The following is a 25,005-nucleotide window of genomic DNA, read 5'->3' as shown; positions in this document are numbered from 1 at the left end:
GATAGGGTAGGGGATGCCTGCAAAGGCCGTCTGAAAGCCTCTGTGGTTTCGGATTGATGGGTTTTGCCATTTCTGCCAAAATAAAAAAATCAAGATATTGTTTTATAGTAATATTTTATGTTTTCACACCCCATGCCCCCCTCGTTTTCTGCCATTTTTCTGTTTCAAGATGTCGTTGATACGGCATTGGGTCAGTCCGTAGCGTTGGTTTGGTCGGGCGGTTTCAACGGTGGGGGCGGGGTCATTTCGTAGTGCCGCCGCTTCCAGTCGTCAGGCGGGCGGGCGGTGGCCTCGATGTCCAGCTTGCCGCCGCAGTGGTCGATGGCTAGGAAAGTCATGGCATACAGGTTGCAGCGGTTGCGTCCGCCCTGCCTTGATACGGTTATCAGGCCGTTGCCCCGCAGTTCGGCAATCGCTTTTCCCAATGTCTCTTTGGACGGGAAACCTGCGCTTGCGTATGTGGCCGTCAAATCGCCGTTGTTGTGGCCGTTGTACTGCGCCATAAGGTGCAGCAGCAGGCGGGCGGCACTGCCGGAAAGGGTTTGTACTACGGGGCTGCGCAATACGTCGTGCCGCAGCGGCATGAATGACTGGTTGCCGCGTTTTTCGGCGGCCTCGCGCCATTTGTCGGCCTGTTTTTGTCGGCTTCCCATGCCGCCCCCTATGCCAGCCAATACCGTTTAATTTTTGTTTTCCGCCCGAACTGGTTGGTATGCGGCTCGTAACGGTCTTGCACGGGGTAGCCCATGCGGCGCAGTTCCGAAATGCGGGCGGTGGCGGCGTTGATGCCGCGCGTGTGCATTTCGTAGTTGGTAATGCCGCCGTTTTTGAGCCATTGCAGAATGCGTGCGTGTTGGCTCGGCGGTTTGGTAGAATGGCGTTTGCTGTTCGTGCCGTCTGAATGGTTTGCCGTTTGGGCGGTATTTTTTTGCGTCATGGTCTGCCCTCCTATTTGCCTGCTTCGCGGCTGCGGCTGATTAAAATCTGCTGGTAGGCGGCAATTTCGCTTGCCAGCCATGCGGTGGCGCGTTTGCCCACTTTCACGGATTTGGGCATATCGGGGTCGTAGCGGGGGTTGCCCTCGCGCATACGGGAATAAACGGCCTCGCTGCTGGTTACGCCTAAGGCTTTTTTGACTTCGCCGATACGCAAAAAGGTTTCTACTTGGTTTGTCATAATGGCTTCCTTTTGCCGTTGGTTGTGAAACAGGCAAAAGAATAGCCGCCTTGATAGGCGGCTTCATTCTAAATGGGGTGGATTTTGCCCTATTTAGGGTCTGACAAATACTGGTTTGCCAAAGAAAAAACGTTGTCTAAATTGCTGTCTGATATACCTGTGTAGCCGTCATATTGCTTTAACAGGTAGGTTTTCAGCTCGGCTTGGCTTTTAAATCTGTTTTCAGATAACACCGTGCCAAGCAATGCGCCGATAATATTCATATTTGCTGTAACCGATTTTCCTGATTTGATAACGGCATTCAGGTTATTTTTTAAAGCGGTATTGTCAGATTCAAGTTGTCTGTTTGCCGCCATGAATGCTTCCGTATCGGAAGAATCTACCCTATTTGGGGTGGGGGTATTTCCTGAAAACAGGCCGTAGTGTTTGCAAAATTCAAAAAATTTGTCTTTTTTCCAGTAAATGTCAAAATCATTTTCTACGCCAAAATCGTGATAGGTACAGCAGTTAGTTTCAATCAGATGTTGTACAAACCTCGCTGTTTCGTCGTTGTATGCCTCGGGGGTAACGGTAAACACTCCCTTATCAGCATTTGTAAAAAAGCAATTAGCAAAATTTCTTGCTTCTATATCTAGCTCTATTGGTTCGATTTTTTTGTATATCCCTGTATCTTCATATTGGTAATACGAAAAATCGCAAAATTCAACATGGAAGAAAAGGCTTGCCAAGAATCTGCCCACTTCCCGAATTTCATCATTTGTTTCTCTTGCTATCAATTCTACCGCTTCACGGCAATGGATATACTCATCATCATGCCTGACGGATTTTAGAATGCTTTGTAATTTACTCATTTTTCAGACGGCCTCAAACGCCAGCGGCAAGCGTTTCAACCGCTTTGTCAAACCGCTGTTTCAAAAATTCCGCATACCATTTCATCATCTCGTGCCGTTGGGGCAGGTATTCCGTGCGGTGGTATGCCGCTCTTACTTTGTTTTGTTCCACATGGGCAAGCTGCCGCTCTATCACGTCGGGCGGGTAGCCGTTTTCGTTCAATACGTCCGTTGCCAAGCTGCGGAAACCGTGCGGGGTGGCAATGCCGCTGTATCCCATGCGGCCTGTGAGGTAGCTTAGTGTGTTTTCGCTCATGGGCTTGTCGGGGCTGCCGACGGCGGGAAACAGATAGCGGCTGTGGCCTGTGATGATTTTCAGCTCGGCCAAGATTTCCAGCGTCCAATCGGCCAGCGGTACGATGTGCGGGGCTTTCATCTTCATCTTTTCGGCGGGTATGCGCCATTCACGCGCTTCAAAATCAAAATCTGCCCATTCCGCTTTGCGAAGTTCGCCCGCCCGCACAAAGGTCAGCATGATAAGCAGCATGGCAAGGCGGGTGGGCTGTTTGATGTTTTCGCGCATCAGGCGGCGGTAAAACTCGGTCAGCTCGGATTGCGGTAAGGCAGGCTGGTGTTTTTGTTTGGGTACTTTAATCACGCCCGTCAGCGGTACGGCGGGATTGTTTTCCGCCCGCTCGGTGCGTATGGCGTAATTAAATACGGCCTTGATGCGCTGCAAGACGGTGGCCGCCGTATCCAATGCGCCGCGTGCGGCCACATGGTCGATAACGGCCTGAATCTGTTTGACGGTAATGGTGTGTATCGGTTCTTTGCCGATGGCGGGCAGTATATCCGCCTCAAAGCTGCGCCAAACTTTGGCGGCATGGGCGGGTGTCCAGCTTGGCCGCTGGTAGGCGTGCCATTCTGCGGCGATGTTCTCAAAAGTGTTTTTCAAGGCGGCCTGCTTGGCTTGTTTGGCCTGCTGCTTTGAGGCGTTGGGGTCTATGCCCTCCGCCAGCATTTGCCGCGCCTGCAAGTGTTTTTCACGCGCCTTTGTCAGGGGGATTTCGGGGTATGAGCCAAGCCGCAAGGTTTTTTGTTTGCCGTCATGCCTGAAATTGTATTGCCAGTATTTGCCGCCTGCGGGGGTAACAACCAACGACAAGCCGCCGCCGTCGGAAAGTGTCTGTTTCTTGCCCGTTGGTTTGGCCGCTCTGATTTGCCTGTCGGTTAAAGCTATGTCTGATAAGCCTTTTCTGGGGATTTGTTGGTGCATTTTTTTGAAAGTGTTGGTGCTTTTCTAAAAAATGTTGGTGCTTTGCTGCAAATGTACCAACAAAAATATGTTGCTTCAAGCGGTCGAAAATGGCGGTTTGTTGCGAAAGTGTCAGGCTGGAAAATTAAAAAATATCTGATATATGAAAGAGTTGTTGCTGTTGGTTGTGTTCGGAAGACAAAAAAATAACCGCTGAAAAGCGGTTAATGGTGGCCAGAGGCAGGATCGAACTGCCGACACACGGATTTTCAATCCGTTGCTCTACCGACTGAGCTATCTGGCCTTGCGAAAGACGCGCATTAAATCATATTCTTCTTACCGAGGCAAGCATATATTTTTGAATACTTGTTAAGCATTTAATATTTAACAATAATTCTGTTTTGCTGCGTCCGGATTCGCGGCATCACATGGCAAAGGCCGTCTGAAAAGCGTTTTCCATTGTAGGGGAGTTGGGTTTTCAGACGGCCTTTTCGGTTTTCCGAACGCTGTTATTTCGGGTTTTTCTCAATCAGCGCGACGAGCTGGTCGATGTAGCCCTGAACAAAGCCGCGTGCGGATTCGATCAGTTTGCCGTTGTCGTCGAACAGGGTCGGCGAGTTGCCCAAAAACACTTCGGGCTGGCCAGTGAGCGGCATGTCGAAGTAGGAGAGGGCGAGGCGCAGGTTTTTCTGCGAGCTGTAGCCGCCCATTTTGCCGACCGAGTGGCTGATGATGCCGGCGGGTGTTTTTTTCCAGGCTACGTCGGCGTTGGGTTTGGAGCCGATGTCCACCGCGTTTTTCAGGCAGGCGGGCACGGTGCGGTTGTTTTCGGCGGTAACGAACAGCACGCCGTCGGAGGCTTTGATGGTTTCGCGGAATTCGGTGTAGCTCTCGGGCGTGGGGAAATCGGTTTCGTTGGGGTCATCGTAGTCGAAGTTGTACAGCGGCAGGTGGCCGATTTCGACGATTTTCGCTTCGTAGCTTGCGGGGAACATGTCAATCGCGTTTTGCGCCACTTTGCGGGCGAAAGAGCCTTTGCGCAGGCTGCCGACGAGGATGCTGACTTTTTTTGCCATGATGTTTTCCTTTCGAAGGGGTGGAAGAAGCCGCCGTGCGGCGGCGGGAGTTTGGGGAATGATAATAAGTGTAAAACCATTGTAATGCAAGCGGCGACGGGTGCGGGTATGCGCATGGGCGCATGGGCGGTTTGTGCGCAGACGCTGAACGGGTTCTAATGTTAAAATAAACTTTTTTATGCCGTCTGAAAGATTGCTATGAGAAAGAGAAGCCTTATTCCCGAAGAGTTGCAGGCGCGTGCCGCCAAAGTGAAGCTGCTGATTATGGATGTGGACGGAGTGCTGACCGACGGGCGCATTTTCATCCGCGACAACGGCGAGGAAATCAAGTCTTTCCACACGCTCGACGGGCACGGCCTGAAAATGCTGCATGCGGCGGGCGTGCGCACCGCCGTGATTACCGGCCGCGACGCGCCCTCTGTTGCCGTGCGCGTGCAGCAGCTGGGCATAAGTTATTATTTCAAAGGCATTTACGACAAACTGGCGGCCTATGGCGAGCTGCTGGCGCAGGCGGGCGTGGCGGAAGATGAATGCGCCTATATCGGCGACGATGTGGTCGATCTGCCGGTGATGCTGCGCTGCGGCCTGTCTGCCGCCGTGCCCGAGGCGCACTGGCTGGTGCGCAAGCACGCGGGCTATATCACCCAGAGCGGCGCGGGCTGCGGCGCGGTGCGCGAGCTGTGCGAACTCATCATGCAGGCGCAGGGCACGCTGGCCGCCGCGCTGGAAAGCTATGTCAAATGACCTACAAACGCTATGCCGGCTGGCTGTTTCCGCTGGTGCTGGCACTCGCGCTCGGCGGCCTTTCCGCCTGGCTCGACCGCATCAGCACCGTTACGGTCGAGGAGGCCGCCCTCAATCCGAACGAGCCGCAGTATGCGATGGAAGGCATTTCCGGCAGCCGTTTCGACCGGCAGGGTGCGTTGCAGGACAGGCTGGACGCCGAAGCCGCATGGCAGTTTCCCCAAAGCAAAGAAGTGGTTTTCAGACGGCCTCTGTTGCAGGTTTACGCGCAGGGGGAGAAAGCCTACCAGGTCGGCAGCGAAGAAGCCCGCTACGACACCGGCAGCCGGAAAATCCTTTTTGAAAAACAGGTTGTGCTGGACAAAGAAGCCGCCGCAGGCAAACCCGCCGGACGGCTCGCCACCGACAGCCTCTCTGTTGACACCGTTTCCAAAACCGCCGCCGCCCCCGGCTTCGTGCGCTTCGACTACGGCCAGTCGCACGGCACGGCCGAGGGCATGACCTACGACTACAACCAAGGGCTGCTGCGCCTGCCCTCACGAGTGAAAGCAACTGTTTATGAACCGAAAAACCCTTAAAACCTGTTTGGTGTCTCTGGCACGGACGCCGCTGACACATCTTAGCCGTCCGGCTGCGTTGCGAAACTTGACAATAGTCCCGCTATTGCCTGCGTTTTGCGCCTTGCCGTGCAGCCAATCTGTATCAGCGGACGTCGCGCGCAGAGGCACCAAACAGGTTTTTAACGCCCTTGCCGCCGCCCTGCTGCTGGCCGCCCCCTTGGCGCACGCCCTCGAAAGCGACCGCAAACAGCCCATCGAAATCGAAGCCGACCAGGGCGAACTCGACCAGAAAAACCGTTCCACCACATTCAGCGGCAACGTGTCCATCAAACAAGGCACGCTCAATATCCGCGCCGCCAGCGTGCACGTCGTGCGCAGCGACGACGGCCAGCAGACCATGAAAGCCACCGGCAGCCCCGTGCGCTTCGGCCAAACCCTCGACGGCGGCAAGGGCACGGTCAGCGGCGAGGCGTCGCAGGTGGACTACTCCTCCGCCACCAACGTCGTGCGCCTCAGCGGCAACGCCAAAGTAACGCGCGGCGGCGACAAGGCCGAAGGCGCGGTCATCACCTACAACACCCGCACCGAAGTCTATACCGTCAGCGGCAGCAAACCCGCCAGCGGCAAGGGCGGCAAACGTGTCAGCGTCGTCATTCAGCCCGACAGCATGGGCAGCCGGGGCAAATAACCGCCAACGCCCGCAACGGGGTGTGCGGCGGAGTGCCGGACAGAGGCCGTCTGAAAAACAGCAAACAAGGTTTTCAGACGGCCTCTCGGTTTGTTTGCAGCAAACGCGTTTTATGCCAGCAGGTAGGGTGTGTCGCCCCAGCGACGCACGCGGTCTCTGCCATGTAACAAATCCGCGCTTTCCCAAAAATCCGAAACTGCGTGCGTGGCTGCGCCACACACCCTACTGGGCTTGGGACGGCACCCTGCCTTATTGTCCGCATTGGCGTTACAGCAGCAAGAGGCCGTCTGAAAAATGCTTTTCAGACGGCCTCTGTGTGTTTGCGGCGTTTGGCGGCCGGGCGTTTCATTCGGCCGTGCCGCCCTGCCATTGCAGGTTTGGCGGCAGGGGGATGCCGAGCAGGGCGAGGGCGCGGGCGGTGCTGTGGGCGACGATTTCTTCGGCGGTTTGCGGGCGGTGGTAGAGGGCGGGCACGGGCGGGAAGACGATGCCGCCCATTTCGGTTATGCGGCGCATGTTGTCGAGGTGGGCGAGGTTGAGCGGGGTTTCGCGCACCATCAGAACGAGGCGGCGGCGTTCTTTCAGGGTAACGTCGGCGGCGCGGGTGAGCAGGTTGTCGGACAGGCCGTGCGCAACGGCGGCGAGGGTGCGCATCGAGCAGGGAGCGACGATCATGCCGTCGGCGGGAAACGAGCCGCTGGACACGGGCGCGCCGAGATTGCCGACGGCGTGCACCGTGTCGGCCAGGGCGTGGATTTCGTCTTTGCGGTGCGGCGTTTCGAGGGCGCGGGTGAGTTCCGCGCCTTTGGAGACAATCAGGTGGGTTTCCGCGCCCGCTTCGCGCAGGATGCGCAGGGCGGCGATGCCGTATTGGAAGCCGCTGGCTCCGCTGATGCCGACGATGATGCGGCGTTTGTGCATGTGGTTGTCCTTCGTGGTTGCAGCCATCCGCTTTTTTCGGACGGCTTTCAGACGGCCTCTTGGCCAAGTCGGCATGATGAATCAGGCCGTCTGAAAACCGAAACCGGGCTTTTCAGACGGCCTTTTGGTCTGTGAACGCTGCGCCTACTCCGGCCGCATCTGCGGGAACAGAATCACGTCGCGGATGCTGGGCGCGTCGGTGAGCAGCATCACCAGGCGGTCGAGGCCGATGCCGCTGCCGCCGGTGGGGGGCAGGCCGTATTCCATCGCGCGGATGTAGTCGGCATCGTAGTGCATGGCTTCGTCGTCGCCTGCGTCTTTCTGCGCCACTTGGGCTTTGAAGCGGGCGGACTGGTCTTCGGGGTCGTTCAGCTCGGAATAGCCGTTGGCCAGCTCACGGCCGACCACAAACAGCTCGAAGCGGTCGGTCAGGCCGGGTTTGGTATCGGAGGCGCGCGCCAGCGGCGATACTTCCACCGGATAATCGATGATGAAAGTCGGGTTCCACAGTTTGCCTTCGGCGCAGCCTTCAAACAGCGCCAGTTGCAGGCTGCCGATGCCGGGCGCGGGCGGCAGACTTTCGCCCAGGCGCACGATTTCTTTTTTCAGCCACGCTTCGTCGGAAAGCTGCTCGTCGGTGTAGTGCGGATTGTATTTTTTGATGGCTTCGAGAATGGTCAGACGCTCAAACGGGCTTTCCAAATCGACTTCTTTGCCGTTGTAGCTGATTTTGGCCGTGCCGCACACTGCTTGGGCGCAGGCGCGGATCACGCCCTCGGTCATCTGCATCATGCGCTCGTAGGTGCAGAAGGCTTCGTAAAACTCCATCATGGTGAACTCGGGGTTGTGGCGGGTGGACATCCCCTCGTTGCGGAAGCTGCGGTTGATTTCAAATACGCGCTCCAAGCCGCCGACAATTAGGCGTTTCAGATAAAGCTCGGGTGCGATGCGCAGATACAGCGGCATATCCAGCGCGTTGTGGTGGGTTACAAACGGTTTCGCGCTCGCGCCGCCGGGAATCGGGTGCATCATCGGTGTTTCCACTTCGAGATAACGCTCGCCCACCATGTAGTTGCGCACGGTTTGGATGATTTTGCTGCGTTTGATAAAGGTGTCGCGCGATTCGGGGCTGACGATCAAGTCCACATAACGCTGGCGGTATTTGACTTCCTGGTCGGCCAAGCCTTTGTGTTTGTCGGGCAGCGGGCGCAGCGATTTGGACAACAGGCGGATATTCGACACGCGCACGGTCAGCTCGCCGTGGTTGGTTTTGAACAGTGTGCCTTCCGCGCCGACGATGTCGCCCATGTCCCAATGTTTGAAATCTTCGTGCGCCGCTTCGCCTACGCCCTGATTGTTGATGTAAAGCTGGATTTGGCCGCTCACGTCCTGAACGGTGGCGAAACTCGCTTTGCCCATCGCGCGTTTGAGCATCATGCGCCCCGCGATTTTGACGGGGATTTCCTGCGGGTCGAGTGCTTCTTTAGAGAGGGCATCGTATTTTTCGTGCAGCTCGCCCGCGAAGCTGTCGCGTTGGAAATCGTTGGGGAAGGCGATGCGCTCTTGGCGGATGGCATGCAGTTTTTCGCGGCGCAGGGCGATAATCTGGTTTTCGTCGAGCTGGGGTTCGGCGGCGGGGGTTTGGTGTTCGGTCATATTATTTGCCTGATAAAAAACAGGCAGTTGTAACTGCCTGACGGTGGAGGGATTTACGCGGATTTTACGCGGTTTTTCTTTTTTTTGAAAGACAGGCCGTCTGAAAACACGGCGGCGCGGCCGGTTTCCTTTACAAAAATTATCCGAAATCATTAGGCGTTTTAACGGAAAAAGTTTTAGTATGCGCTCGCTTTGCGCACGGGCGGCCGCGTCCGGCGCAAAGCGTTTCAAATTTCACATTTTTTGAGGATATTAAAATGAAATTGTTATCTGCCGTTGTCTTGTCTTCCCTTGTTGCCTTCAGCGGCACCGCCCTGGCCGAAACCGGCAATCCCACCGTGTCCAAAAAATCCGTTTCCTACCGCTGCCAGCAGGGCAAACGCATCAACGTAACCTACGGTTTTAACAAACAAGGCCTGCCCAACTACGCCGTTGCCCGCATTGACGGCCGCAACCGCACCATGGACATCAACCTCGACCGCTCCGACAATGTGGACACCTTCTTCATCGACGAGGGCGGCTACACTCTGGGCACCGGCGCGATGAGCACCAAAAACTACCGCAAGCAGCCCATCATGATCACTTCGCCGAAAGACGAAATCCTGTTCAAAAGCTGTACGCCCCGCTGATTGTGCATCAAGCGCAGAGGCCGTCTGAAAACGTTTCAGACGGCCTTTTTGTTTATAATCGCGCCCTTTTCTCCTTTTCAGACAGCCTCACACCATGCCCGAGCAACACGATCCGTTTTCCCGTTTCCACAATCTTTCCGACCCCGCCACACAGGATTTCGCCCGCGCCGCCCATGCCGAAACGCTGGCGCGTTTTGCCGGCGACGACGCCTTCCGCGCCCTGCGCGACGACATCGCCCAAGCCATGCGCGACGAGCGGCAGATTCCGTTTTGCCAGGAACACCGCGCGCGGATGTACCATTTCCACCAGAGCGCGGAATTTCCCAAAGGCGTCTACCGCGTCTGTTCCGCCGCCTCCTACCGCGCCAGTCTGCCCGATTGGGAAGTGCTGTTTTCCGTAGCCGATTTCGACGAAATCCTCGGCGACGACGTTTACTTGGACGGCGTGTCGCATTATGTCGGGCAGCCGCTGCGCGTGCTGTTGAGCCTGAGCGTGGCGGGCGGCGACGCGGCCTACACGCTGGAATTCGATTTGGCCGGGCGGCGCATCGTCGAAAACGGCTTCCAATTTCCGGCGGGCAAAAACCATATTTCGTGGCGCGACGAAAACAGCGTGTGGGTCTGCCCCGCCTGGGACGATCGCCAGCTCACCGAATCGGGCTATCCGCGCCAGGTGTGGCTGCTCGAACGCGGTCAGGCGTTTTCAGACGGCCTGCCCGTGTTGCAGGTGGCGGAAAACTGGATGATGGCCAACGCCTGGCGTTATCTCGACGGCCTCGGTTCGCCCGTGGATCTGATCGAAGCGGCGGAAGGCTTTTTCACCAAAGACTATTACCAGGTGCTGCCCGACAACAGCACCGCCAAACTGAACCTGCCGCGCGACTGCGACATCGTCGGCTACACGGCGGGGCAGTTGCTCGTGCAGCTGCGCGAACCGTGGCAGCGCGCCAAGCAAAGCTATCCGGCGGGCGCGCTGGTGGCGGTGAAGCTGAACAAGGGCGTGCTGGGCGAAGCGGTGCTGTTGTTCGAGCCGGCGGACACGCAGGCGGTGGACAGCGTGGAAACCACCAAACGCTTTATCGCCGTGTCGCTGCTGGATAACGTGAAAGGCCGTCTGAAAGCGTGGAAATGGACGGGCAAAACATGGGAAGAACAAAGCCTGCCCGAGTTGCCCGAAGGCGCGCTGGAAATTACCGACCAGCCCTGGGGCGGCGACGTGCTCTATCTGGCCGCCGACGATTTCACCACGCCGCTCACTCTGTTTGCCCTCGATTTGCACGTCAACGAACTGAGCGTGCTGCGCCGCCAGCCCGAACAGTTTGTTTCAGACGGCATCAAAGTACAGCAGCTTTGGGCAGAGTCGGCCGACGGCACGCGGATACCTTATTTCCACGTCGGCAAAACCGCCGCGCCCGACACGCCGACACTGGTTTACGCCTACGGCGGCTTCGGCGAACCCGAGCCGCCGCACTACCCCGAAAGCATCGGCCGCCACTGGCTCGAACAGGGGAATGCTTTTGTCGTTGCCAACGTGCGCGGCGGCGGCGAGTTCAAACACTGGCATGCCGCCGCACAAGGCAGACACAAACACCGCAGCGCCGACGACCTTCTGACCGTGGTGCGCGATCTGGCCGCGCGCGGCATGAGTTCGCCCGAGCGCATTGCCGTACAGGGCGGCAGCAACGGCGGCCTGGTTGCCGCCGCTGCCTTCGTGCGCGAGCCGCAAAGCATCGGCGCGCTGGTGTGCGAAGTGCCGCTCACCGACATGCTCGCCTACACCGAGCTCTCCGCCGGCGCAAGCTGGACCGACGAATACGGCGACCCCGCCGATCCCGAAATACGCCCGCACCTGGCCGCCCTCTCGCCCTACCACAATCTTTCAGACGGCCTCAGCTACCCGCCCGCCCTGATTACCACCAGCCTGTCCGACGACCGCGTCCACCCCGCCCACGCCTTGAAGTTTTACGCCAAACTGCGCGGCTTCGGCGCACCCGCCTGGCTCTACGTCCCCGACAGCGGCGGCCACACCGGCAACGGCACACAGGAAGACACGGCGGCGGAACTCGCCTGCGTGCTGTGTTTCCTCAACCAAACCATAGGCCGGAAAAACGGCGGATAATCGCCGAACAGGGCGCAACTGCGGCGAAAACCGGACAACGCCCCCTTGTCGGAAAAATCGGCCGCGTGCTAATATGCCGCACATTGCGCCGCATCAGGCCGTCTGAAAAACAGAAAAACGCGGCCGCCGAATCAGATAGCAAACTCCAAGCCAATCGGTTACAATGCCGCCCGTTTCGAGTTTCAACACCAACCCCACCCGCCGCAAGGCTCAAATTAAGGACTTAAAAACATGTCAAACGTTGAACAAAAAGTGAAAGAAATCGTTGCCGAGCAGCTTGGCGTTGCCGCCGACGAAGTGAAAAACGAATCCTCTTTCCAAGACGACCTCGGTGCCGACTCCCTCGACATCGTCGAACTGGTCATGGCTTTGGAAGAAGCCTTCGGCTGCGAAATCCCCGACGAAGAAGCCGAAAAAATCACCACCGTGCAGAAAGCCATCGACTACATCAATGCAAAACAGGGCTGATACGCGTCTGTAACCCCTTTCCCGGCCTCTGTGCGCAGGCTTTCTGCACACAGGGGTCGTTTCTCATTGATACGGCGCAGCGTGCCGCCGCAACCCGATTATCCGACGAGCAGATTTTATGAGTCAGAGAAGAGTAGTGATTACCGGACTGGGGCAGGTTTCCCCGGTCGGCAACGATATACCGAGCGCGTGGGAAAACCTGCTCGCAGGTAGAAGCGGCATCGGCCCGATTACCCGTTTCGACGCATCCGACATCAACAGCCAAATCGCCGGCGAAGTGCGCGGCTTCGACATCGGCCAATACATCAGCGCGAAAGAAGCCCGCCGCATGGATGCCTTCATCCACTACGGCATCGCCGCCTCCCTGCAAGCCATCGCCGACGCAGGCTTGGACGACATCTCCGGCCTCGACAAAGACCGCGTCGGCGTCAACATCGGCTCCGGCATCGGCGGCCTGCCCAGCATCGAAGCCACCGGCAAAGCCGTGGCCGAAGGCGGCGCGCGCAAAATCAACCCCTTCTTCATCCCCGGCTCGCTGATCAACCTCATCTCCGGCCACGTTACCATCCTCAAAGGCTACCGCGGCCCCAGCTACGGCATGGTTTCCGCCTGCACCACCGGTGCGCACGCCATCGGCGATTCCGCCCGCCTCATCAAATACGGCGACGCCGACATCATGATCGCCGGCGGCGCGGAAGGCGCAATCTGCGCCCTGGGCGTGGGCGGCTTTGCCGCCATGAAAGCCCTTTCCACCCGCAACGACGACCCCGCCGCCGCCTCCCGCCCGTGGGACAAAGGCCGCGACGGCTTCGTCATCGGCGAAGGCGCGGGCATTTTGGTCTTGGAAGAACTCGAACACGCCAAAAAACGCGGCGCGAAAATCTACGCCGAGCTGGTCGGCTTCGGCATGAGTTCCGACGCCTACCACATCACCGCCCCCGACGAAGAAGGCCCCGCGCTGGCCGTTACCCGCGCCCTCAAAGACGCAGGCTTGAACGCGCAAGACGTCGATTACGTCAACGCGCACGGCACGTCCACCCCGCTGGGCGACGCCAACGAAACCAAAGCCCTCAAACGCGCCCTGGGCGAGCACGCCTACAAAACCATCGTCAACTCCACCAAATCCATGACCGGCCACCTCTTAGGCGCGGCCGGCGGCGTGGAAGCCGTGTACAGCGTATTGGCCGTGCACCACCAAAAATCCCCGCCCACCATCAACCTGTTCGAGCAGGACATCGAAGGCGGCTGCGATTTGGACTACTGCGCCAACGAAGCCCGCGACGCCAAAATTGGCGTGGCGATTTCCAACTCCTTCGGCTTCGGCGGCACCAACGGCACGCTGGTGTTCAAACGTTACATCGGCTGACCGGCAGGACTTGCCGCAATATCAAACAGGCCGTCTGAAAAACGCTTTTTGCGCTTTTCAGACGGCCTGTTGTCCTTCCGCCCATGGTGAATCAAACGTAGGGTGTGTCGCGCCCCAAGGCGGCGCACGCGTTCCCTGCTGCGCAAAGAATCCGCAAGTTTCCCCAATCCCAAACCGCGTGCGTGGCTGCGCCACACACCCTACCTTAGCGGCAGATTGCGTAGGGTGGGTCTCGACCCACCATTTCAAACGGCTTCCGATGCCGGTGTTTAAAAGGGAATGACGGCGGGCGGGTTATACGTAGGGTGTGTCGCCCCAGCGGCGCACGCGTTCCCCGCCGCGTAACGAATCCGCGCGTTTGCCCAAAACCGAAACCGCGTGCGTGGCTGCGCCACACACCCTACCTAACGGCGAAAGGCCGTCTGAAAACCCGTTTTACGGTTTTCAGACGGCCTTTCGCCGTGTTTACGCTTCCAACACCGCCTGTCGCGGGAAGGTTTTTTCGCAGTAGCGGCATTTGAGTTTGGTGTGGCCGCCCTGGTGTTTCACATAGAAGCGGCTTTTCACCGGCTCGCCGTGGCTGGCGCAGTTGGCGTTGGGGCAGCGGAACACTTCGGCGATTTCGTCGGGCAGGGTGAGGCGGCGTTTGGATACCACTTTGAAATCGGCGATGGTGTTGACTACGGCTTCGGGGGCGAACAGGGCGAGGCGGTTGGCGGCGGCTTCGTCGAAGCTCACGCCCGCGATTTTGATGATGTCTTTGCTGCCCTGCGTTTTGCTGGGCAGGTTGAAGCCCACCGTTACCGCGCTGCCGTAGTGCAGCAGTTTGAAGCGGTGCAGAATGGTCAGCCCCAAACCGGCGGGGATGTGGTCGATGACGGTGCCGTTTTCAATGGCTTCTACGCTGAGTTTCTGATGTTCCATGGTTGCGCTCCTTACACTTCTTCGTTCAATACCAGCGACAAAATCGCCATGCGCGCGTACACGCCGTTCACGGCCTGCTCGAAATAGTAGGCGTGCGGCGTGGCATCGACATCGGGATGGATTTCATCGACGCGCGGCAGCGGGTGCAGCACGCGCAGATTGGGTTTCGCGCCGGCGAGCATGGAAGCGTCAAGGTTGAATTTGCCTTGGATTTTGGCGAACTCCTGCTCGTCAAAACGCTCGCGCTGCACGCGGGTCATGTAGAGAATGTCCGCCCATTGCGCGGCTTCTTCGAGGCTGGGGAGGATTTGGTAGGCGCAGCCGGCTTCGTCGAGTTCTTCGGTGATGTAGTCGGGCATGGCGAGGCTGGGGGGCGACACAAAGGCAAATTCGCAGCCCCAGCGTTTGAGTGCCTGGCAGAGCGAGTGCACGGTGCGGCCGTATTTCAAGTCGCCCGCCATGGCGATTTTCAGATTGTTCAGACGGCCTTGGGTTTCGTAAATCGTTACCAAATCCAGCAGGGTCTGGCTGGGGTGTTGGTTGGTGCCGTCGCCCGCGTTGATGACGGGCACTTTGGAAAACTCGGCCAGCACACGCGCCGCGCCGTCTTTGGGGTGGCGTTGGATAATCGCGTCGGTGTAGCTGGAAATAATCCGCGCGGTGTCGGCCAGCGTTTCGCCTTTTTTCGCGCTGGTGTTCGCGCCGTCGGCAAAACCGATCACCTTGCCGCCCAAACGCTGCACGGCGGTTTCAAACGACAGCCGCGTTCGCGTGGACGGCTCGAAAAAACACGAGCCGACGAGCCTACCCGCGAGCAGGTCGCCGCGCGGCGCGGCTTTGAGTTTCAGCGCGGTGTGCAGCAGGCATTCGAGCTGTTCGGTTGACAAATCGGCAATGGAAATAATGTGTTGGCGGTAGAGGGGATTGGGCATGGGTTTCTTTGTTCCGTAAAAAAACCCGCGCGTCGGCGGGAAGGATGGAAAAACGGAAAACCGCTGCGGCGGGCGGCGGCGGTACGGGGGGCGGCGCACTGGGGCATGGCGGTTGTCCTGCGGGAAAAAACGGCGCGATTATCGCACAAGGGCAGGCCGTCTGAAACCATATCGGGCGGTTTGGGCGCGGAGGAGGCCGTCTGAAATACCGTTTGCGTTTTTGGCTGCGCCGAAGCCGCGCTTTCAGAAACGTCATCCCCGCGTAGGCGGGGACGGCCTCTTTCGCTCATGTAGGGTGTGTGGCGCAAGCCGCGCACGCGGTTTTGGACTTTGGGGAAGGCGCGGATTCGTTACGCGGCGGGGAACGCGTGCGTCGCCTTGGGGCGACATACCCTACGTCTGGTTCGGCATGGGTTGGTTTTTCAGACGGCCTCATCCGCTTTGCGCCCGCCGCCGTTTTGCGCGGTCCACACCAGATCGCAGATGCCGTCCTGCGGGGCGAAGGCGGCGGGGGCGGACAGCAGCAGGCGGCGCAGGGTGGCCTGGTCGCCCGCGTCGCAGGCGGCGGCGGTGTCGTCGAGCAGGGCGCAGAGTTCTGGCCAGGGCAGCATGGTTTCGGCGGCGGTGAGGATACGCGGGTGGCGGGTGGGGGAGACTTGGTCGCCGATGAGCAGTTCTTCGTAGAGTTTTTCGCCCGGGCGCAGGCCGGTGATGCGGATTTCGATGTCGCCGTGCGGGTGGCTTTCGTCTTTCACTTCGAGGCCGGAGAGGCGGATCATGCGGCGGGCGAGGTCGGCGATTTTCACCGCTTCGCCCATGTCGAGCACGAACACGTCGCCGCCTTTGCCCATCGCGCCGGCCTGGATGACGAGCTGGGCGGCTTCGGGGATGGTCATGAAATAGCGGGTGATGTCGGGGTGGGTGAGGGTTACCGGGCCGCCTTGGTCGATTTGGCGGGCGAAGGCGGGCACGACCGAGCCGGAGGAGCCCAGCACGTTGCCGAAGCGCACCATGCAAAAGCGGGTGCGGCAGGCAGGCTCGGCGGCCAGTGCCTGCAATACCAGTTCGGCCATGCGTTTGCTCGCGCCCATGGTGTTGGTGGGGCGCACGGCTTTGTCGGTGGAGATCAACACAAAGGTGGACACGCCGCCTTCCTGTGCGGCCAGGGCGCAGGCGAGTGTGCCGAACACGTTGTTGCGGATGCCTTCGATGGTGTTGAGGGCGACGAGGGGGACGTGTTTGTAGGCGGCGGCGTGGTAAACGGTGTCCACGCCAAAGGCGGCGATCACGCTTTTCAGACGGCCTTTGTCCTGCACCGAGCCCAAAAGCGGCAGGATTTCGCAGCCGCCGTGCTGCCGCTGCCATTCGTCCAACTCGCGTTCGATGGTGTAGAGGGCGAACTCGGAAAGTTCGAACAGCACCAGCCGCGCGGGGCGGCAGGCGATAATCTGTCGGCACAGCTCCGAGCCGATGGAGCCGCCCGCGCCGGTTACCATCACGCTTTTGCCGGCGATGTCCAGCGACATCAGTTCCGCATCGGGTTCGACCGGCTCGCGTCCCAAGAGGTCGGCGACGGAGATTTTTTTCAGTACGCCGGTGTGGATGCGGCCGTCCACCAGGTCTTTCATGCCGGGGATGGCCAGCACTTCGCAGGGGTAGGCTTCGAGTCGGCGCAGGATGGCGCGGCGGGCGGCGGGCGGCGCGCTGGGGATGGCGAGTAGGATTTTTTTCACGCCGTAGCGGGCGATGAGTTTTTCGGTTTCGGACGGCCTGTGCACCGGCAGGTCGCTGACGGTGGTGTCCTGCAAGCGCGGGTTGTCGTCCACAAAGGCCACGGCGCGGTATTCGTTTACCTGTTTCACCGCCTCGGCAAGCTGCCGTCCCGACTGCCCCGCGCCGTAGATGATGACCGGCACCGCGCTGTTGCGCTCGCTGCGCTCGGTGAGCATCAGCCGCAGCAGCAGGCGCGAACCGGCAATCAGCACCACCAAAAGGAAGAAATACACCACCGGCAGGGCGAGGCGCAGCTGTTTTTCAAACACCAGCACGCTGAAAAAAAACGCCAGCATCGAGGCGAAGCTGCCAAAGAGGGCGACGGCGAGGATGCGCAGGCTGATGTAGCGGGTAACCGCGCGGTAGAGCCCCAGCCGCGCGAACAGCGGCACGGTGAAGGCCACGGTGGCGGCGAAGGCGTACCAGTTGGCCGGGTCGTACCATTCGCGGTCGTAATCCGCTTTCAGGCTCTGGGTGAACCAGAAGGCGCAGAAAACCAGCAGCAGGTCGTGGACGACGAACAGCAGTTTTTTCACATGGCGCGGCAGCGACAGCAGGGTTTCGGGCATGGCGGGGGCGGGTTTGGCGGTTGTCAAAAAGGCCGCCCGAACGGCATCGGTCCGGGCGGCGCGCATTATAGCGGATTCGGCAAAACAGGCCGTCTGAAAAACACGTTTCAGACGGCCTCTGCGTTTGGCGGCGCGGCTATTGCGACACGGTTTTCTCAATCAGCACCCCCGCGAGGGCGAGGCTGTTTTCCACATCGGCAGCCGAGATGCCGCTGTCTGCGATCAGGTCGCGGGTGTCGTAAAACACGGCGCGTACCCGGCCGCCGGTTTCGGTTACCAGCACTTTGAGCGGCAGCCGCAGCGCGAAATCGGGGTCTTTGACCATCAGCGGCGTGCCGGCCTTGGGCGCGCCGAACACAATCACCGTGGCCGGCTGCATCTCCAATCCGGCGGCGCGGGCGGCGGCCTGATGGTCGATGACGGCAAACACGGTCATGCCTTTGGCCTTCACGGCCTGTTGCAGGCGGGACACGGTTTCGGCGAAGCCGTAGCGGCTTTGCACGCTGCGGGTGCGGGTGGCTTGGGACACGGTTGCCTCCTTGTCCGAATGTGCGGCCGAGGGCGCGGCGCAGGCGGCAAGCGCGAGCGCGGCGGACAGCAGCACGGGTTTTGCGGAAAATTTCATCGGATGCTCCTTTAAGGGAAAGGGCTTTGAGGCCGTCTGAAAAATACGTTTTCCATTTTTCAGACGGCCTCAAAGCCTTATTTCAAACCCTTGGCCAGCAAATCCTGATAGCCGCCCCGGTTGCTTACATTGGTGTAGCCCAGCTTTTCCAGCATCTGCTTGGCCAGCCCCGCGCGGCGGCCGGATTTGCAGTAGAGGTTGATCGGGGCGGTTTTGTCCGGCTGCACCTGGACGATTTTGCCGGTAATCTGTTCCAGCGGGATGTTTGTCGAGTCCGACAGATGGCCTTCGGCGTATTCCTCGGGCGAGCGCACATCGATCCACACGCCCTCGGCGCGCACGGGCTGCTGCGCTTGGGCGGCATGGCCGGCCTTGTGCGCGGGCGAAACGGCGAAGGCGGGCTGGGCGGCCAGAGCGGCGGCCAGCAGGGCGGGGACAATCAGTTTTTTCATGGGTTTTCCTTTCGGGTGGTCAAACGGGAAACGGTTGCGGGGCAGGCCGTTCCCGCCTATGCGGGGATGACGTTTCTGAAAATGTCTGAAACGCTGTTTTAACTTCGTTGAAGTTTCGCTTTCAGACGGCCTCAAAGCGCAAGGCCGTATGCAAGTATTTGTTTCAGCGTTGGCTTTCGGCCGCCTCGAACGCACGCAGGGCGTAAGTATAGGCCGCGCCGGCGTTGAGGGAAATCGCGGTGGCCAGCGCGCCGGCGATTTCGCCTTCGGTCGCGCCCGCTTTCACGGCGGCGGCGGCGTGCACGCTGATGCAGCTTTCGCAGCGGGTGGTGATGGCCACGGCGATGGCGATCAGCTCGCGCGTTTTCGCATCGAGGGCTTCGGCGGCGGCCGCCTGCTCCAACGCGCCGTAGGCTTGCAGCATTTTCGGATGGTCTTTGCCCATTTGGGCAAACGCTTTTTTCACCAGGGCGGTGTGTTCGGGCCAGTCTTTAAACATGGTTTGATCCTTTCTTCAAAATGGAGTCGGTGGGAAAAGGCCGCCATTTTTGCGCCTTTCGCTTTATAATACCCTGCAAATCGTATCATAAGGCTGTGCAAAATGGATATGCTCGACAGATTGGTGTCGCTCGCGCAAATCAGCGGCAGCGCGGACGTGCAGTGCCTGTTTCAGGGCGGCTGGTATGTGCGGCACGAGGTTCGGCGCGGGCGCGCGCTGGTGCACATCGTTACCGGCGGCACAGGCTGGCTCAAAGCCGACGCCGAAGCCCAGCCGCGCCGCCTGCACGAGGGCGACGTGGTGTTTTTCCCGCGCGGCGCGGCGCACGTTTTGAGCAGCGAAGAGGGCTGCGCCAACAGCGGCGCGGCGGTGGAAACGGCTGAGGACGGCGCGTTTCTGCGCAAAAAAAGCGGCAAGGGCGCGGCCGATTTGAGCCTCTTCTGCGCCCGTTTTTCCTACGACACACAGGCCGACCTGATGGCGGGGCTGCCCGAAACCGTGGTGCTCAACATGCGCGGCACGCCGCTGCGGCATCTGCTTGCCCTGTTGCAGACCGAGGCCGACAACGCCGCGCCCGGCGCGCGCTCGACGGTGGACGCGCTCGCCACTGTGCTCTTGGTGCAGCTTTTGCGCGTCTTCCTCGCGGAAAAACGCCTCAGCCCGCTGCCCGAGGGCGTGCTGCGCGGCTGGCGCGACCGCCGCCTGCGCACTGTGATCCGCGCCGTGCTCGACGACCCGGCGCACCCGTGGGCGATCGAGGAAATGGCCGCCCTGGCCGGCGTTTCCCGCGCCCAGCTTATGCGCCTGTTCAAAACCCACACCGCCACCAGCCCCTATGCCTTCGTCAACCGCATCCGCCTGCAACAGGCCGCCGTGCGCCTCAAACGCAGCGCGGATTCGGTGCTCGCCGTCGCGCTGGACGTCGGCTTCGGCTCGGAAACCCATTTCGGCAAAGCGTTCAAGCGCATGTACGGCATCACCCCCGGGCAGTACCGCAAACAAAGCGAAGCGGCAGAGGCGGATTTTGTGATTTGAGGCCGTCCCCGCCTTCGCGAGGATGACGTTTCTGAAAGCGAAGCTTCAACGAAGTTAAAACTGTTTTTCAGACGGCCTAACGCGTCGGCCGGTATTCCCAACGCCGGTTTTGTTCGTCCCACCGCCAGTCCTGATCGCGATCCCGCTCCTGCGGCACCACCACGACAACCGGTTCGGCCTTCGGCGGGCGGCCGTAGAGGCGGTCGAGCCGGTCGCAGGCGGGCGTGCCGTTGCGCTCGCGCAGCAGCGATTCGCGCCCGATGGCGCAGCTGCGCTCCAAACGTTCGGTTTCGTAAGAATCGGGCTTGGTCTCCGCCGCAAAAACGGGCGCGGCGGCAAGCAGCAGCAAAACAGAAAAAAGGCGCGGCATTTCGGTCTCCTTAAAAAACGGCTGCGGGTGCGGCGGCTGCGCCTATTTTATTGCTGTATATTGTTTTTAAAACGGTTTTTACATTTTCCAACCCGATATGAACGCTTTTTTATTTGTCGGCAAACTGTACAACCTGCCTTTTGAAAGTGCCGCCCGAACCGCCGCCGCCGTGTCGGCCAACCTTGCGGCCATGCTGTTTTTCTTTTATACCAGCCGCTGAACCCGTTTGCAAACAGGCATTCAGGCCGTCTGAAAAAAGGGAAAACCGTTTTTCAGACGGCCTCAAACACACACCATGAACAACCTCTCCTACCTCACCCTCTTCCTGCTCGGCTTCTTCGGCGGCGGGCACTGCCTGGCCATGTGCGGCGGCCTCTCCTCCGCCTTCGCCCTGCAACTGCCGCCGCACATCGGCCGCCTGCGCCTGATTGTGTTAATGAACCTCGGCCGCCTTGCCAGCTACACTGCCATCGGCACGCTGGCCGGTGCGTTCGGCCAGTTCGGCATTTCGCTCTACCAGACGCGCGGCCTGCAAACCGCCCTGTTTTTCGCCGCCAACATCCTGCTGCTGCTGCTCGGCCTTTATCTGGCCGGACTGTCCGATTTCGTGCGCCATATCGAGGGCGCGGGCAGACCCGTTTGGCGGCGGCTCAACCCGCTGCTCAACCGCCTGCTGCCGATCAAAAGCACCCCCGCCTGTTTCGCCGTCGGCCTGCTGTGGGGCTGGCTGCCCTGCGGCATGGTGTACAGCGCGTCGCTCTACGCCCTAGGCAGCGGCAGCGCGGCGCAGGGCGGCCTCCTGATGCTCGCCTTCGCCCTGGGCACCCTGCCCAACCTGCTGGCCTTCGGCTGGTTTGCCGGACAACTCAAAACCCTGCTGCAAAACCGCCGCCTGCGCCTCGCCGCCGGCCTGTCCGTCTGCGGCTGGGCACTGTGGCAGCTCTACCGCGCCGCCGCGATGCTGTTCGCCTGAGGCCGTCTGAAAAACCATAAAACAGGGTTTCAAACGGCCTTTGTGCCTTTTCCAAGCTGCCTTTGCCTGTACAATCCGCCTCTTTCATCCCTACTAACCGAACCCCCATGAACATCCTCCAAGCCGAAAACCTGTGTTTTGCCGTCGGCCATGTCGCCCTGCTCGACAAGGCTTCCTTCCAACTCGACGCCGGCGAGCGCGTCGGCCTGATCGGGCGCAACGGCGCGGGCAAGTCGTCGCTCTTGAAAATCCTCGCGGGCGTGCAGAAGGCGGACGACGGCCAAATCGTGCTGCAAAACGGCCTGAAAACGGTGTATGTGCCGCAGGAGAATTTTTTCGACCCCAAATCCACCGTGTTCGACGCCGTATCCGAAGGCTTGGGCGGCCTGCGCGATGTGCTGCGCCGCTATCATGCCGTGTTGTCCGAACTCGAAAGGCAGCCTGCGACCGAAGGAAGTCCCTTTGGGAAAAATTCGGAACTCGCCGCCGAAATGAACGCGCTGCAAAACCAAATCGAAGCGCAAAACGGCTGGCAGTTTGATGCCGCCGTGCGCCAGACCATCGGCGAATTGGGGCTGCCTGAAAACGAAACCATCGCCAACCTGTCCGGCGGCCAGAAAAAGCGCGTCGCGCTGGCGCAGGCGTGGGTGCAAAAGCCCGATATTCTGTTGCTCGACGAGCCGACCAACCACCTCGACATCGACGCGATTTTGTGGCTGGAAAACCTGCTGCGCGGCTTTTCAGGCAGCCTGATTGTCATCACCCACGACCGCCGCTTCCTCGATAACGTCGCCACCCGCATCGTGGAACTCGACCGTGGCACGCTGCGCTCCTACCCCGGCTCGTTCGCGCGGTACAGCGAGAAAAAAGCCGAAGAGCTGGCCGTGGAAGCCGAACACAACCGCCTGTTCGACAAATTTCATGCCCAAGAGGAAGCGTGGATACGCAAAGGCATCGAAGCCCGCCGCACCCGCAACGAAGGCCGCGTGCGCCGACTGGAAGAGCTGCGCCGTCAGCGTGCCGCCCGCCGCGAGCGTCAAGGCCAGGTGTCCTTCCGCCTCGACGCGGGCGAAAAAAGCGGTAAAATCATCGCCGAACTGGAACACGCCTCCTTCGACTACGGCGGCAAACCCATCATGCGCGACTTCTCCGCCGTCATCCAGCGCGGCGACAAAATCGGCCTTATCGGCCCAAACGGCATCGGCAAAACCACCTTTTTAAAGCTGATTCTCGGCGAACTCGCGCCCACATCGGGCAAAATCCGCCTCGGCAGCAAGCAGGAAACCGCCTATTTCGACCAGTTCCGCAGCGCGCTCAACGAAAACGACACCGTGTTCTACACCCTCGGCCAGGGCAACGATTATGTGGAAATCGGCGGCAGAAAACGGCATGTGATGGGCTACTTGGAAGACTTCCTGTTTTCCCCCGCCCGCGCCCAATCGCCCGTCTCCTCCCTCTCCGGCGGCGAGCGCAACCGCCTGCTGCTGGCCAAACTGTTCACCCGCCCCGCCAACATCCTCGTCCTCGACGAGCCCACCAACGATCTGGACATCGACACCCAAGAGCTGCTGGAAGACCTGCTGCGCGACTATGCGGGCACCGTGTTCCTCGTCTCCCACGATCGCGCCTTCCTCGACAACGTGGTAACCCAAAGCATTGTGTTTGAAGGGGAAGGCCGTCTGAAAGAATACATCGGCGGCTATCAGGATTATCTCGATGCCAAAAACCGCGAACAGGCTTTTCAGGCTGCCCCGCCTGCGAAATCAGCCGCCGAAGACACGCCCGCCAAGTCCAAACCCAAGCCCAACCGCACGGTCAAACTCTCCTACAAAGAACAGCGCGAACTCGACGCCCTGCCCGACCAAATCGCCGCCCTCGAAGCCGAACAGGCCGCCCTCGCCGCCCAACTCTCCAACCCCGACATTTTCCGCGACTACGAAAAAGCCGCCACGCTGCAACAGCGGGCGGAAGAAATCGAAACCGAATTGTTGGAAAAGCTGGAACGCTGGGAGGAATTGGAAGCGAAACAGGGCGGAGAGGCCGTCTGAAAAAGCCGTCTCTGCCATGCAGGTAGTTTTTTGCCATACAAGCCTGTTTACACACAACAGAGGCCGTCTGAAAACCACGCCATGAAACCCGCCCGCCCGTATCCCGCCGTTTTACTGGCCGCCCTGCTGGCCGCCTGCTCCGATTCCGAACCGCAGCCGCCGCAAGCCCCGCCCGACGCGTCCGCCGTGCAAACCGAAGCCGCCGCCGCGCCGCAAAATCCGTCTCCCCCGCTGGTGGCCGCCGCCCGCGCCCAAATCGGGCAGACAGTGGCCTACGACCCGGCCTACACCAAACTCGCCTACCCGATGGGCGACGTACCGCCGCATAAGGGCGTGTGCACCGACGTGATCATCCGCGCCCTGCGGCGGCAGGGCGTGGATTTGCAGCGGCTCGTGCACGAAGACATGCGCCGCCACTTCTCCGCCTACCCGCAAAAATGGGGGCTCTCCGCCCCCGACCCCAACATCGACCACCGCCGCGTGCCCAACCTCGCCGCCTATTTCCAACGGCAGGGCTATCAGGCCGATGGCCGCGATTTTCGGGCGGGCGACATCGTTACCTGGAACGTAGGCCGCGACCGCCCGCACATCGGCATCGTCTCCGACCGCCGCGCAGGCAGCCGCCCGCTCGTCATCCACAATATCGGGCGCGGCACGCAGGAGGAAGACATCCTCTACCGCTACCCGATCACCGGCCACTACCGCCTGTCGCAGTAGCCGCCGCTTAAAAGGCCGTCTGAAAGCAAGCGTAGGGTGTGCGGCTCCGCCACGCACGCGGTTTCAGACTGCCGGAAAAACCCTCTGCCCCCGCCCCGCCCGTTATGCAAAAAACAAGCCCCGAACCTTTTTCCCTGAAACGCGTACCGCTGCGCCTGTGGCGGCGGCTGGCGCACATTGCGCTGCCGCTCTTGGCCGTGTCGGTGCTGCTTGCGCTGCTGATGCTGGGCACGGCGCTGGCGGGCGTGTTCGGCCAACCGCTTGCGCCGAAAAAACGGCTGTGGCTGGCCGGTTTGTGGCTGGCACTGACCACGTTGTTTGCGGTGTGGCTGGCAGAGGAAGACTTTGCCGAGCCGCAGCCGGCATACAGCCGCTTCGACCAATATCTGATTGCCATCACGGGCGGGGCGGCGGCGGGCGGTTTGATGGGGCAGGCTTGGGCGGCGGCATTGGCGGGCGCGGCCGTCGGCGCGGCGGCGGCTCTGCTGATGCGCTGGCTGAAGTATGTGATGCGGTATCTTTAAGGCGTGTTGACATTCAGCCTTGCGGGCGGTGTTTTTGGCAACAAACACCGCCCGCACCGCATTTTGTTCGGAAAAA

The 25,005-nt window shown here is 60.1% G+C and carries 28 protein-coding genes and 1 tRNA gene; 13 read left to right on the top strand and 16 right to left on the bottom strand.

What is annotated here, in order from left to right:
• Positions 1–191 precede the first annotated feature (191 nt).
• The 7 genes from H3L91_RS00840 to H3L91_RS00810 all read right to left on the bottom strand — a co-directional run bounded on the left by H3L91_RS00840 (position 192) and on the right by H3L91_RS00810 (position 4,337).
• Positions 192–653 (bottom strand): hypothetical protein, encoded by a 462-nt coding sequence (locus tag H3L91_RS00840; RefSeq protein ID WP_007341490.1) that lies wholly within the window; start codon positions 651–653, stop codon positions 192–194.
• A gap of 8 nt (positions 654–661) precedes the next feature.
• Positions 662–937, bottom strand: a complete 276-nt coding sequence (locus tag H3L91_RS00835; protein WP_007341489.1) for a helix-turn-helix domain-containing protein — start codon at positions 935–937, stop codon at positions 662–664.
• An 11-nt stretch (positions 938–948) separates the two neighbouring features.
• Positions 949–1,176, bottom strand: a complete 228-nt coding sequence (locus H3L91_RS00830) for a helix-turn-helix transcriptional regulator (protein WP_007341488.1) — start codon at positions 1,174–1,176, stop codon at positions 949–951.
• A gap of 89 nt (positions 1,177–1,265) precedes the next feature.
• Positions 1,266–2,027 carry a hypothetical protein gene (locus H3L91_RS00825; protein ID WP_007341487.1) on the bottom strand — a complete coding sequence of 254 codons (762 nt, stop codon included), beginning with the start codon at positions 2,025–2,027 and terminating at the stop codon, positions 1,266–1,268.
• A gap of 13 nt (positions 2,028–2,040) precedes the next feature.
• Positions 2,041–3,282, bottom strand: a complete 1,242-nt coding sequence (locus H3L91_RS00820) for a tyrosine-type recombinase/integrase (protein WP_007341486.1) — start codon at positions 3,280–3,282, stop codon at positions 2,041–2,043.
• A 207-nt stretch (positions 3,283–3,489) separates the two neighbouring features.
• Positions 3,490–3,565, bottom strand: a tRNA-Phe gene (locus tag H3L91_RS00815).
• A 205-nt stretch (positions 3,566–3,770) separates the two neighbouring features.
• Positions 3,771–4,337: an NADPH-dependent FMN reductase gene (locus H3L91_RS00810; RefSeq protein WP_007341484.1), complete on the bottom strand. Its 567-nt coding sequence runs from the start codon at positions 4,335–4,337 to the stop codon at positions 3,771–3,773.
• A 198-nt stretch (positions 4,338–4,535) separates the two neighbouring features.
• On the opposite strand from H3L91_RS00810, the gene H3L91_RS00805 reads away from it, so the two are divergent.
• The 3 genes from H3L91_RS00805 to lptA all read left to right on the top strand — a co-directional run bounded on the left by H3L91_RS00805 (position 4,536) and on the right by lptA (position 6,329).
• Positions 4,536–5,081, top strand: a complete 546-nt coding sequence (locus tag H3L91_RS00805; protein WP_007341483.1) for a KdsC family phosphatase — start codon at positions 4,536–4,538, stop codon at positions 5,079–5,081.
• Positions 5,078–5,659, top strand: a complete 582-nt coding sequence (lptC, locus tag H3L91_RS00800) for an LPS export ABC transporter periplasmic protein LptC (protein ID WP_007341482.1) — start codon at positions 5,078–5,080, stop codon at positions 5,657–5,659. Before H3L91_RS00805 ends, lptC begins: the two co-directional genes overlap by 4 nt.
• A 181-nt stretch (positions 5,660–5,840) precedes the next feature.
• Entirely contained in the window at positions 5,841–6,329 is a 489-nt protein-coding gene (gene lptA / locus H3L91_RS00795; protein WP_050783151.1) for a lipopolysaccharide transport periplasmic protein LptA, read from the top strand.
• 345 nt (positions 6,330–6,674) lie between these two features.
• Here lptA and H3L91_RS00790 read toward each other — a convergent pair whose 3' ends face one another.
• Positions 6,675–7,277: a UbiX family flavin prenyltransferase gene (locus H3L91_RS00790; RefSeq protein ID WP_007341480.1), complete on the bottom strand. Its 603-nt coding sequence runs from the start codon at positions 7,275–7,277 to the stop codon at positions 6,675–6,677.
• Positions 7,278–7,394: 117 nt separating this feature from the next.
• Entirely contained in the window at positions 7,395–8,906 is a 1,512-nt protein-coding gene (lysS, locus tag H3L91_RS00785; RefSeq protein ID WP_040658506.1) for a lysine--tRNA ligase, read from the bottom strand.
• 257 nt (positions 8,907–9,163) lie between these two features.
• Here lysS and H3L91_RS00780 point away from each other — a divergent pair, with 257 nt between their 5' ends.
• The 4 genes from H3L91_RS00780 to fabF all read left to right on the top strand — a co-directional run bounded on the left by H3L91_RS00780 (position 9,164) and on the right by fabF (position 13,488).
• The gene (locus tag H3L91_RS00780; protein ID WP_007341477.1) at positions 9,164–9,535 is read left to right on the top strand and encodes an ACP-like domain-containing protein; all 372 of its coding nucleotides are present in this window, start codon (positions 9,164–9,166) and stop codon (positions 9,533–9,535) included.
• Positions 9,536–9,629: 94 nt separating this feature from the next.
• Positions 9,630–11,654 (top strand): prolyl oligopeptidase family serine peptidase, encoded by a 2,025-nt coding sequence (locus H3L91_RS00775; RefSeq protein WP_007341476.1) that lies wholly within the window; start codon positions 9,630–9,632, stop codon positions 11,652–11,654.
• Positions 11,655–11,885: 231 nt separating this feature from the next.
• Positions 11,886–12,122 carry an acyl carrier protein gene (acpP, locus tag H3L91_RS00770; RefSeq protein ID WP_007341475.1) on the top strand — a complete coding sequence of 79 codons (237 nt, stop codon included), beginning with the start codon at positions 11,886–11,888 and terminating at the stop codon, positions 12,120–12,122.
• A 118-nt stretch (positions 12,123–12,240) separates the two neighbouring features.
• Positions 12,241–13,488 carry a beta-ketoacyl-ACP synthase II gene (fabF, locus tag H3L91_RS00765; RefSeq protein ID WP_007341474.1) on the top strand — a complete coding sequence of 416 codons (1,248 nt, stop codon included), beginning with the start codon at positions 12,241–12,243 and terminating at the stop codon, positions 13,486–13,488.
• A gap of 465 nt (positions 13,489–13,953) precedes the next feature.
• Here the strand turns inward: fabF and pyrI are convergent, their stop codons facing one another.
• The 6 genes from pyrI to H3L91_RS00735 form a co-directional block, all read right to left on the bottom strand.
• Entirely contained in the window at positions 13,954–14,412 is a 459-nt protein-coding gene (pyrI, locus tag H3L91_RS00760) for an aspartate carbamoyltransferase regulatory subunit (protein ID WP_007341473.1), read from the bottom strand.
• A gap of 11 nt (positions 14,413–14,423) precedes the next feature.
• Entirely contained in the window at positions 14,424–15,344 is a 921-nt protein-coding gene (gene pyrB, locus H3L91_RS00755) for an aspartate carbamoyltransferase (RefSeq protein ID WP_007341472.1), read from the bottom strand.
• Between the two features lie 422 nt (positions 15,345–15,766).
• A complete protein-coding gene (locus H3L91_RS00750; RefSeq protein ID WP_040659267.1) occupies positions 15,767–17,686 on the bottom strand; it encodes a nucleoside-diphosphate sugar epimerase/dehydratase in 1,920 nt (639 codons plus the stop codon).
• Between the two features lie 136 nt (positions 17,687–17,822).
• The gene (locus H3L91_RS00745; protein ID WP_007341469.1) at positions 17,823–18,311 is read right to left on the bottom strand and encodes a DUF302 domain-containing protein; all 489 of its coding nucleotides are present in this window, start codon (positions 18,309–18,311) and stop codon (positions 17,823–17,825) included.
• Positions 18,312–18,388: 77 nt separating this feature from the next.
• Positions 18,389–18,763 (bottom strand): rhodanese-like domain-containing protein, encoded by a 375-nt coding sequence (locus tag H3L91_RS00740; RefSeq protein ID WP_040658505.1) that lies wholly within the window; start codon positions 18,761–18,763, stop codon positions 18,389–18,391.
• Positions 18,764–18,926: 163 nt separating this feature from the next.
• The gene (locus H3L91_RS00735; protein ID WP_007341467.1) at positions 18,927–19,262 is read right to left on the bottom strand and encodes a carboxymuconolactone decarboxylase family protein; all 336 of its coding nucleotides are present in this window, start codon (positions 19,260–19,262) and stop codon (positions 18,927–18,929) included.
• Between the two features lie 102 nt (positions 19,263–19,364).
• Between H3L91_RS00735 and H3L91_RS00730 the strand changes: the two genes are divergently transcribed.
• The gene (locus H3L91_RS00730; protein ID WP_007341466.1) at positions 19,365–20,297 is read left to right on the top strand and encodes an AraC family transcriptional regulator; all 933 of its coding nucleotides are present in this window, start codon (positions 19,365–19,367) and stop codon (positions 20,295–20,297) included.
• Positions 20,298–20,373: 76 nt separating this feature from the next.
• On the opposite strand, the gene H3L91_RS00725 is transcribed toward H3L91_RS00730, so the two are convergent.
• The gene (locus H3L91_RS00725; protein WP_007341465.1) at positions 20,374–20,667 is read right to left on the bottom strand and encodes a hypothetical protein; all 294 of its coding nucleotides are present in this window, start codon (positions 20,665–20,667) and stop codon (positions 20,374–20,376) included.
• 97 nt (positions 20,668–20,764) lie between these two features.
• On the opposite strand from H3L91_RS00725, the gene H3L91_RS12415 reads away from it, so the two are divergent.
• The 5 genes from H3L91_RS12415 (at position 20,765) to H3L91_RS00705 (ending at position 24,929) form a co-directional block, all read left to right on the top strand.
• A complete protein-coding gene (locus H3L91_RS12415; protein WP_256998568.1) occupies positions 20,765–20,887 on the top strand; it encodes a hypothetical protein in 123 nt (40 codons plus the stop codon).
• A 75-nt stretch (positions 20,888–20,962) separates the two neighbouring features.
• Complete coding sequence (locus H3L91_RS00720; protein WP_007341463.1) at positions 20,963–21,640, top strand: sulfite exporter TauE/SafE family protein; 678 nt, start codon at positions 20,963–20,965, stop codon at positions 21,638–21,640.
• A gap of 107 nt (positions 21,641–21,747) precedes the next feature.
• A complete protein-coding gene (locus H3L91_RS00715; protein WP_007341462.1) occupies positions 21,748–23,688 on the top strand; it encodes an ATP-binding cassette domain-containing protein in 1,941 nt (646 codons plus the stop codon).
• Positions 23,689–23,769: 81 nt separating this feature from the next.
• Entirely contained in the window at positions 23,770–24,405 is a 636-nt protein-coding gene (locus H3L91_RS00710; protein ID WP_007341461.1) for a DUF1287 domain-containing protein, read from the top strand.
• Positions 24,406–24,509: 104 nt separating this feature from the next.
• Positions 24,510–24,929 (top strand): hypothetical protein, encoded by a 420-nt coding sequence (locus H3L91_RS00705; protein WP_007341459.1) that lies wholly within the window; start codon positions 24,510–24,512, stop codon positions 24,927–24,929.
• Positions 24,930–25,005: the final 76 nt, after the last annotated feature.

The organism is Neisseria bacilliformis (assembly GCF_014055025.1).
Lineage (GTDB): Bacteria > Pseudomonadota > Gammaproteobacteria > Burkholderiales > Neisseriaceae > Neisseria > Neisseria bacilliformis.
This window is presented reverse-complemented; position numbering and strand designations above follow the sequence as displayed.

Coding starts and splice junctions, on each gene's coding strand:
- H3L91_RS00745 (WP_007341469.1), bottom strand. CDS start 18,311: ATGAAATTTTCCGCAAAACCCGTGCTGCTGTCCGCCGCGCTCGCGCTT.
- H3L91_RS00790 (WP_007341480.1), bottom strand. CDS start 7,277: ATGGCTGCAACCACGAAGGACAACCACATGCACAAACGCCGCATCATC.
- H3L91_RS00720 (WP_007341463.1), top strand. CDS start 20,963: ATGAACAACCTCTCCTACCTCACCCTCTTCCTGCTCGGCTTCTTCGGC.
- H3L91_RS00705 (WP_007341459.1), top strand. CDS start 24,510: ATGCAAAAAACAAGCCCCGAACCTTTTTCCCTGAAACGCGTACCGCTG.
- H3L91_RS00820 (WP_007341486.1), bottom strand. CDS start 3,282: ATGCACCAACAAATCCCCAGAAAAGGCTTATCAGACATAGCTTTAACC.
- H3L91_RS00775 (WP_007341476.1), top strand. CDS start 9,630: ATGCCCGAGCAACACGATCCGTTTTCCCGTTTCCACAATCTTTCCGAC.
- lptC (WP_007341482.1), top strand. CDS start 5,078: ATGACCTACAAACGCTATGCCGGCTGGCTGTTTCCGCTGGTGCTGGCA.
- H3L91_RS00740 (WP_040658505.1), bottom strand. CDS start 18,763: ATGAAAAAACTGATTGTCCCCGCCCTGCTGGCCGCCGCTCTGGCCGCC.
- H3L91_RS00825 (WP_007341487.1), bottom strand. CDS start 2,027: ATGAGTAAATTACAAAGCATTCTAAAATCCGTCAGGCATGATGATGAG.
- acpP (WP_007341475.1), top strand. CDS start 11,886: ATGTCAAACGTTGAACAAAAAGTGAAAGAAATCGTTGCCGAGCAGCTT.
- H3L91_RS00840 (WP_007341490.1), bottom strand. CDS start 653: ATGGGAAGCCGACAAAAACAGGCCGACAAATGGCGCGAGGCCGCCGAA.
- fabF (WP_007341474.1), top strand. CDS start 12,241: ATGAGTCAGAGAAGAGTAGTGATTACCGGACTGGGGCAGGTTTCCCCG.
- H3L91_RS00715 (WP_007341462.1), top strand. CDS start 21,748: ATGAACATCCTCCAAGCCGAAAACCTGTGTTTTGCCGTCGGCCATGTC.
- H3L91_RS00780 (WP_007341477.1), top strand. CDS start 9,164: ATGAAATTGTTATCTGCCGTTGTCTTGTCTTCCCTTGTTGCCTTCAGC.
- H3L91_RS00810 (WP_007341484.1), bottom strand. CDS start 4,337: ATGGCAAAAAAAGTCAGCATCCTCGTCGGCAGCCTGCGCAAAGGCTCT.
- pyrI (WP_007341473.1), bottom strand. CDS start 14,412: ATGGAACATCAGAAACTCAGCGTAGAAGCCATTGAAAACGGCACCGTC.
- H3L91_RS12415 (WP_256998568.1), top strand. CDS start 20,765: ATGAACGCTTTTTTATTTGTCGGCAAACTGTACAACCTGCCTTTTGAA.
- H3L91_RS00735 (WP_007341467.1), bottom strand. CDS start 19,262: ATGTTTAAAGACTGGCCCGAACACACCGCCCTGGTGAAAAAAGCGTTT.
- H3L91_RS00830 (WP_007341488.1), bottom strand. CDS start 1,176: ATGACAAACCAAGTAGAAACCTTTTTGCGTATCGGCGAAGTCAAAAAA.
- H3L91_RS00835 (WP_007341489.1), bottom strand. CDS start 937: ATGACGCAAAAAAATACCGCCCAAACGGCAAACCATTCAGACGGCACG.
- H3L91_RS00710 (WP_007341461.1), top strand. CDS start 23,770: ATGAAACCCGCCCGCCCGTATCCCGCCGTTTTACTGGCCGCCCTGCTG.
- H3L91_RS00805 (WP_007341483.1), top strand. CDS start 4,536: ATGAGAAAGAGAAGCCTTATTCCCGAAGAGTTGCAGGCGCGTGCCGCC.
- H3L91_RS00725 (WP_007341465.1), bottom strand. CDS start 20,667: ATGCCGCGCCTTTTTTCTGTTTTGCTGCTGCTTGCCGCCGCGCCCGTT.
- H3L91_RS00730 (WP_007341466.1), top strand. CDS start 19,365: ATGGATATGCTCGACAGATTGGTGTCGCTCGCGCAAATCAGCGGCAGC.
- H3L91_RS00750 (WP_040659267.1), bottom strand. CDS start 17,686: ATGCCCGAAACCCTGCTGTCGCTGCCGCGCCATGTGAAAAAACTGCTG.
- pyrB (WP_007341472.1), bottom strand. CDS start 15,344: ATGCCCAATCCCCTCTACCGCCAACACATTATTTCCATTGCCGATTTG.
- lysS (WP_040658506.1), bottom strand. CDS start 8,906: ATGACCGAACACCAAACCCCCGCCGCCGAACCCCAGCTCGACGAAAAC.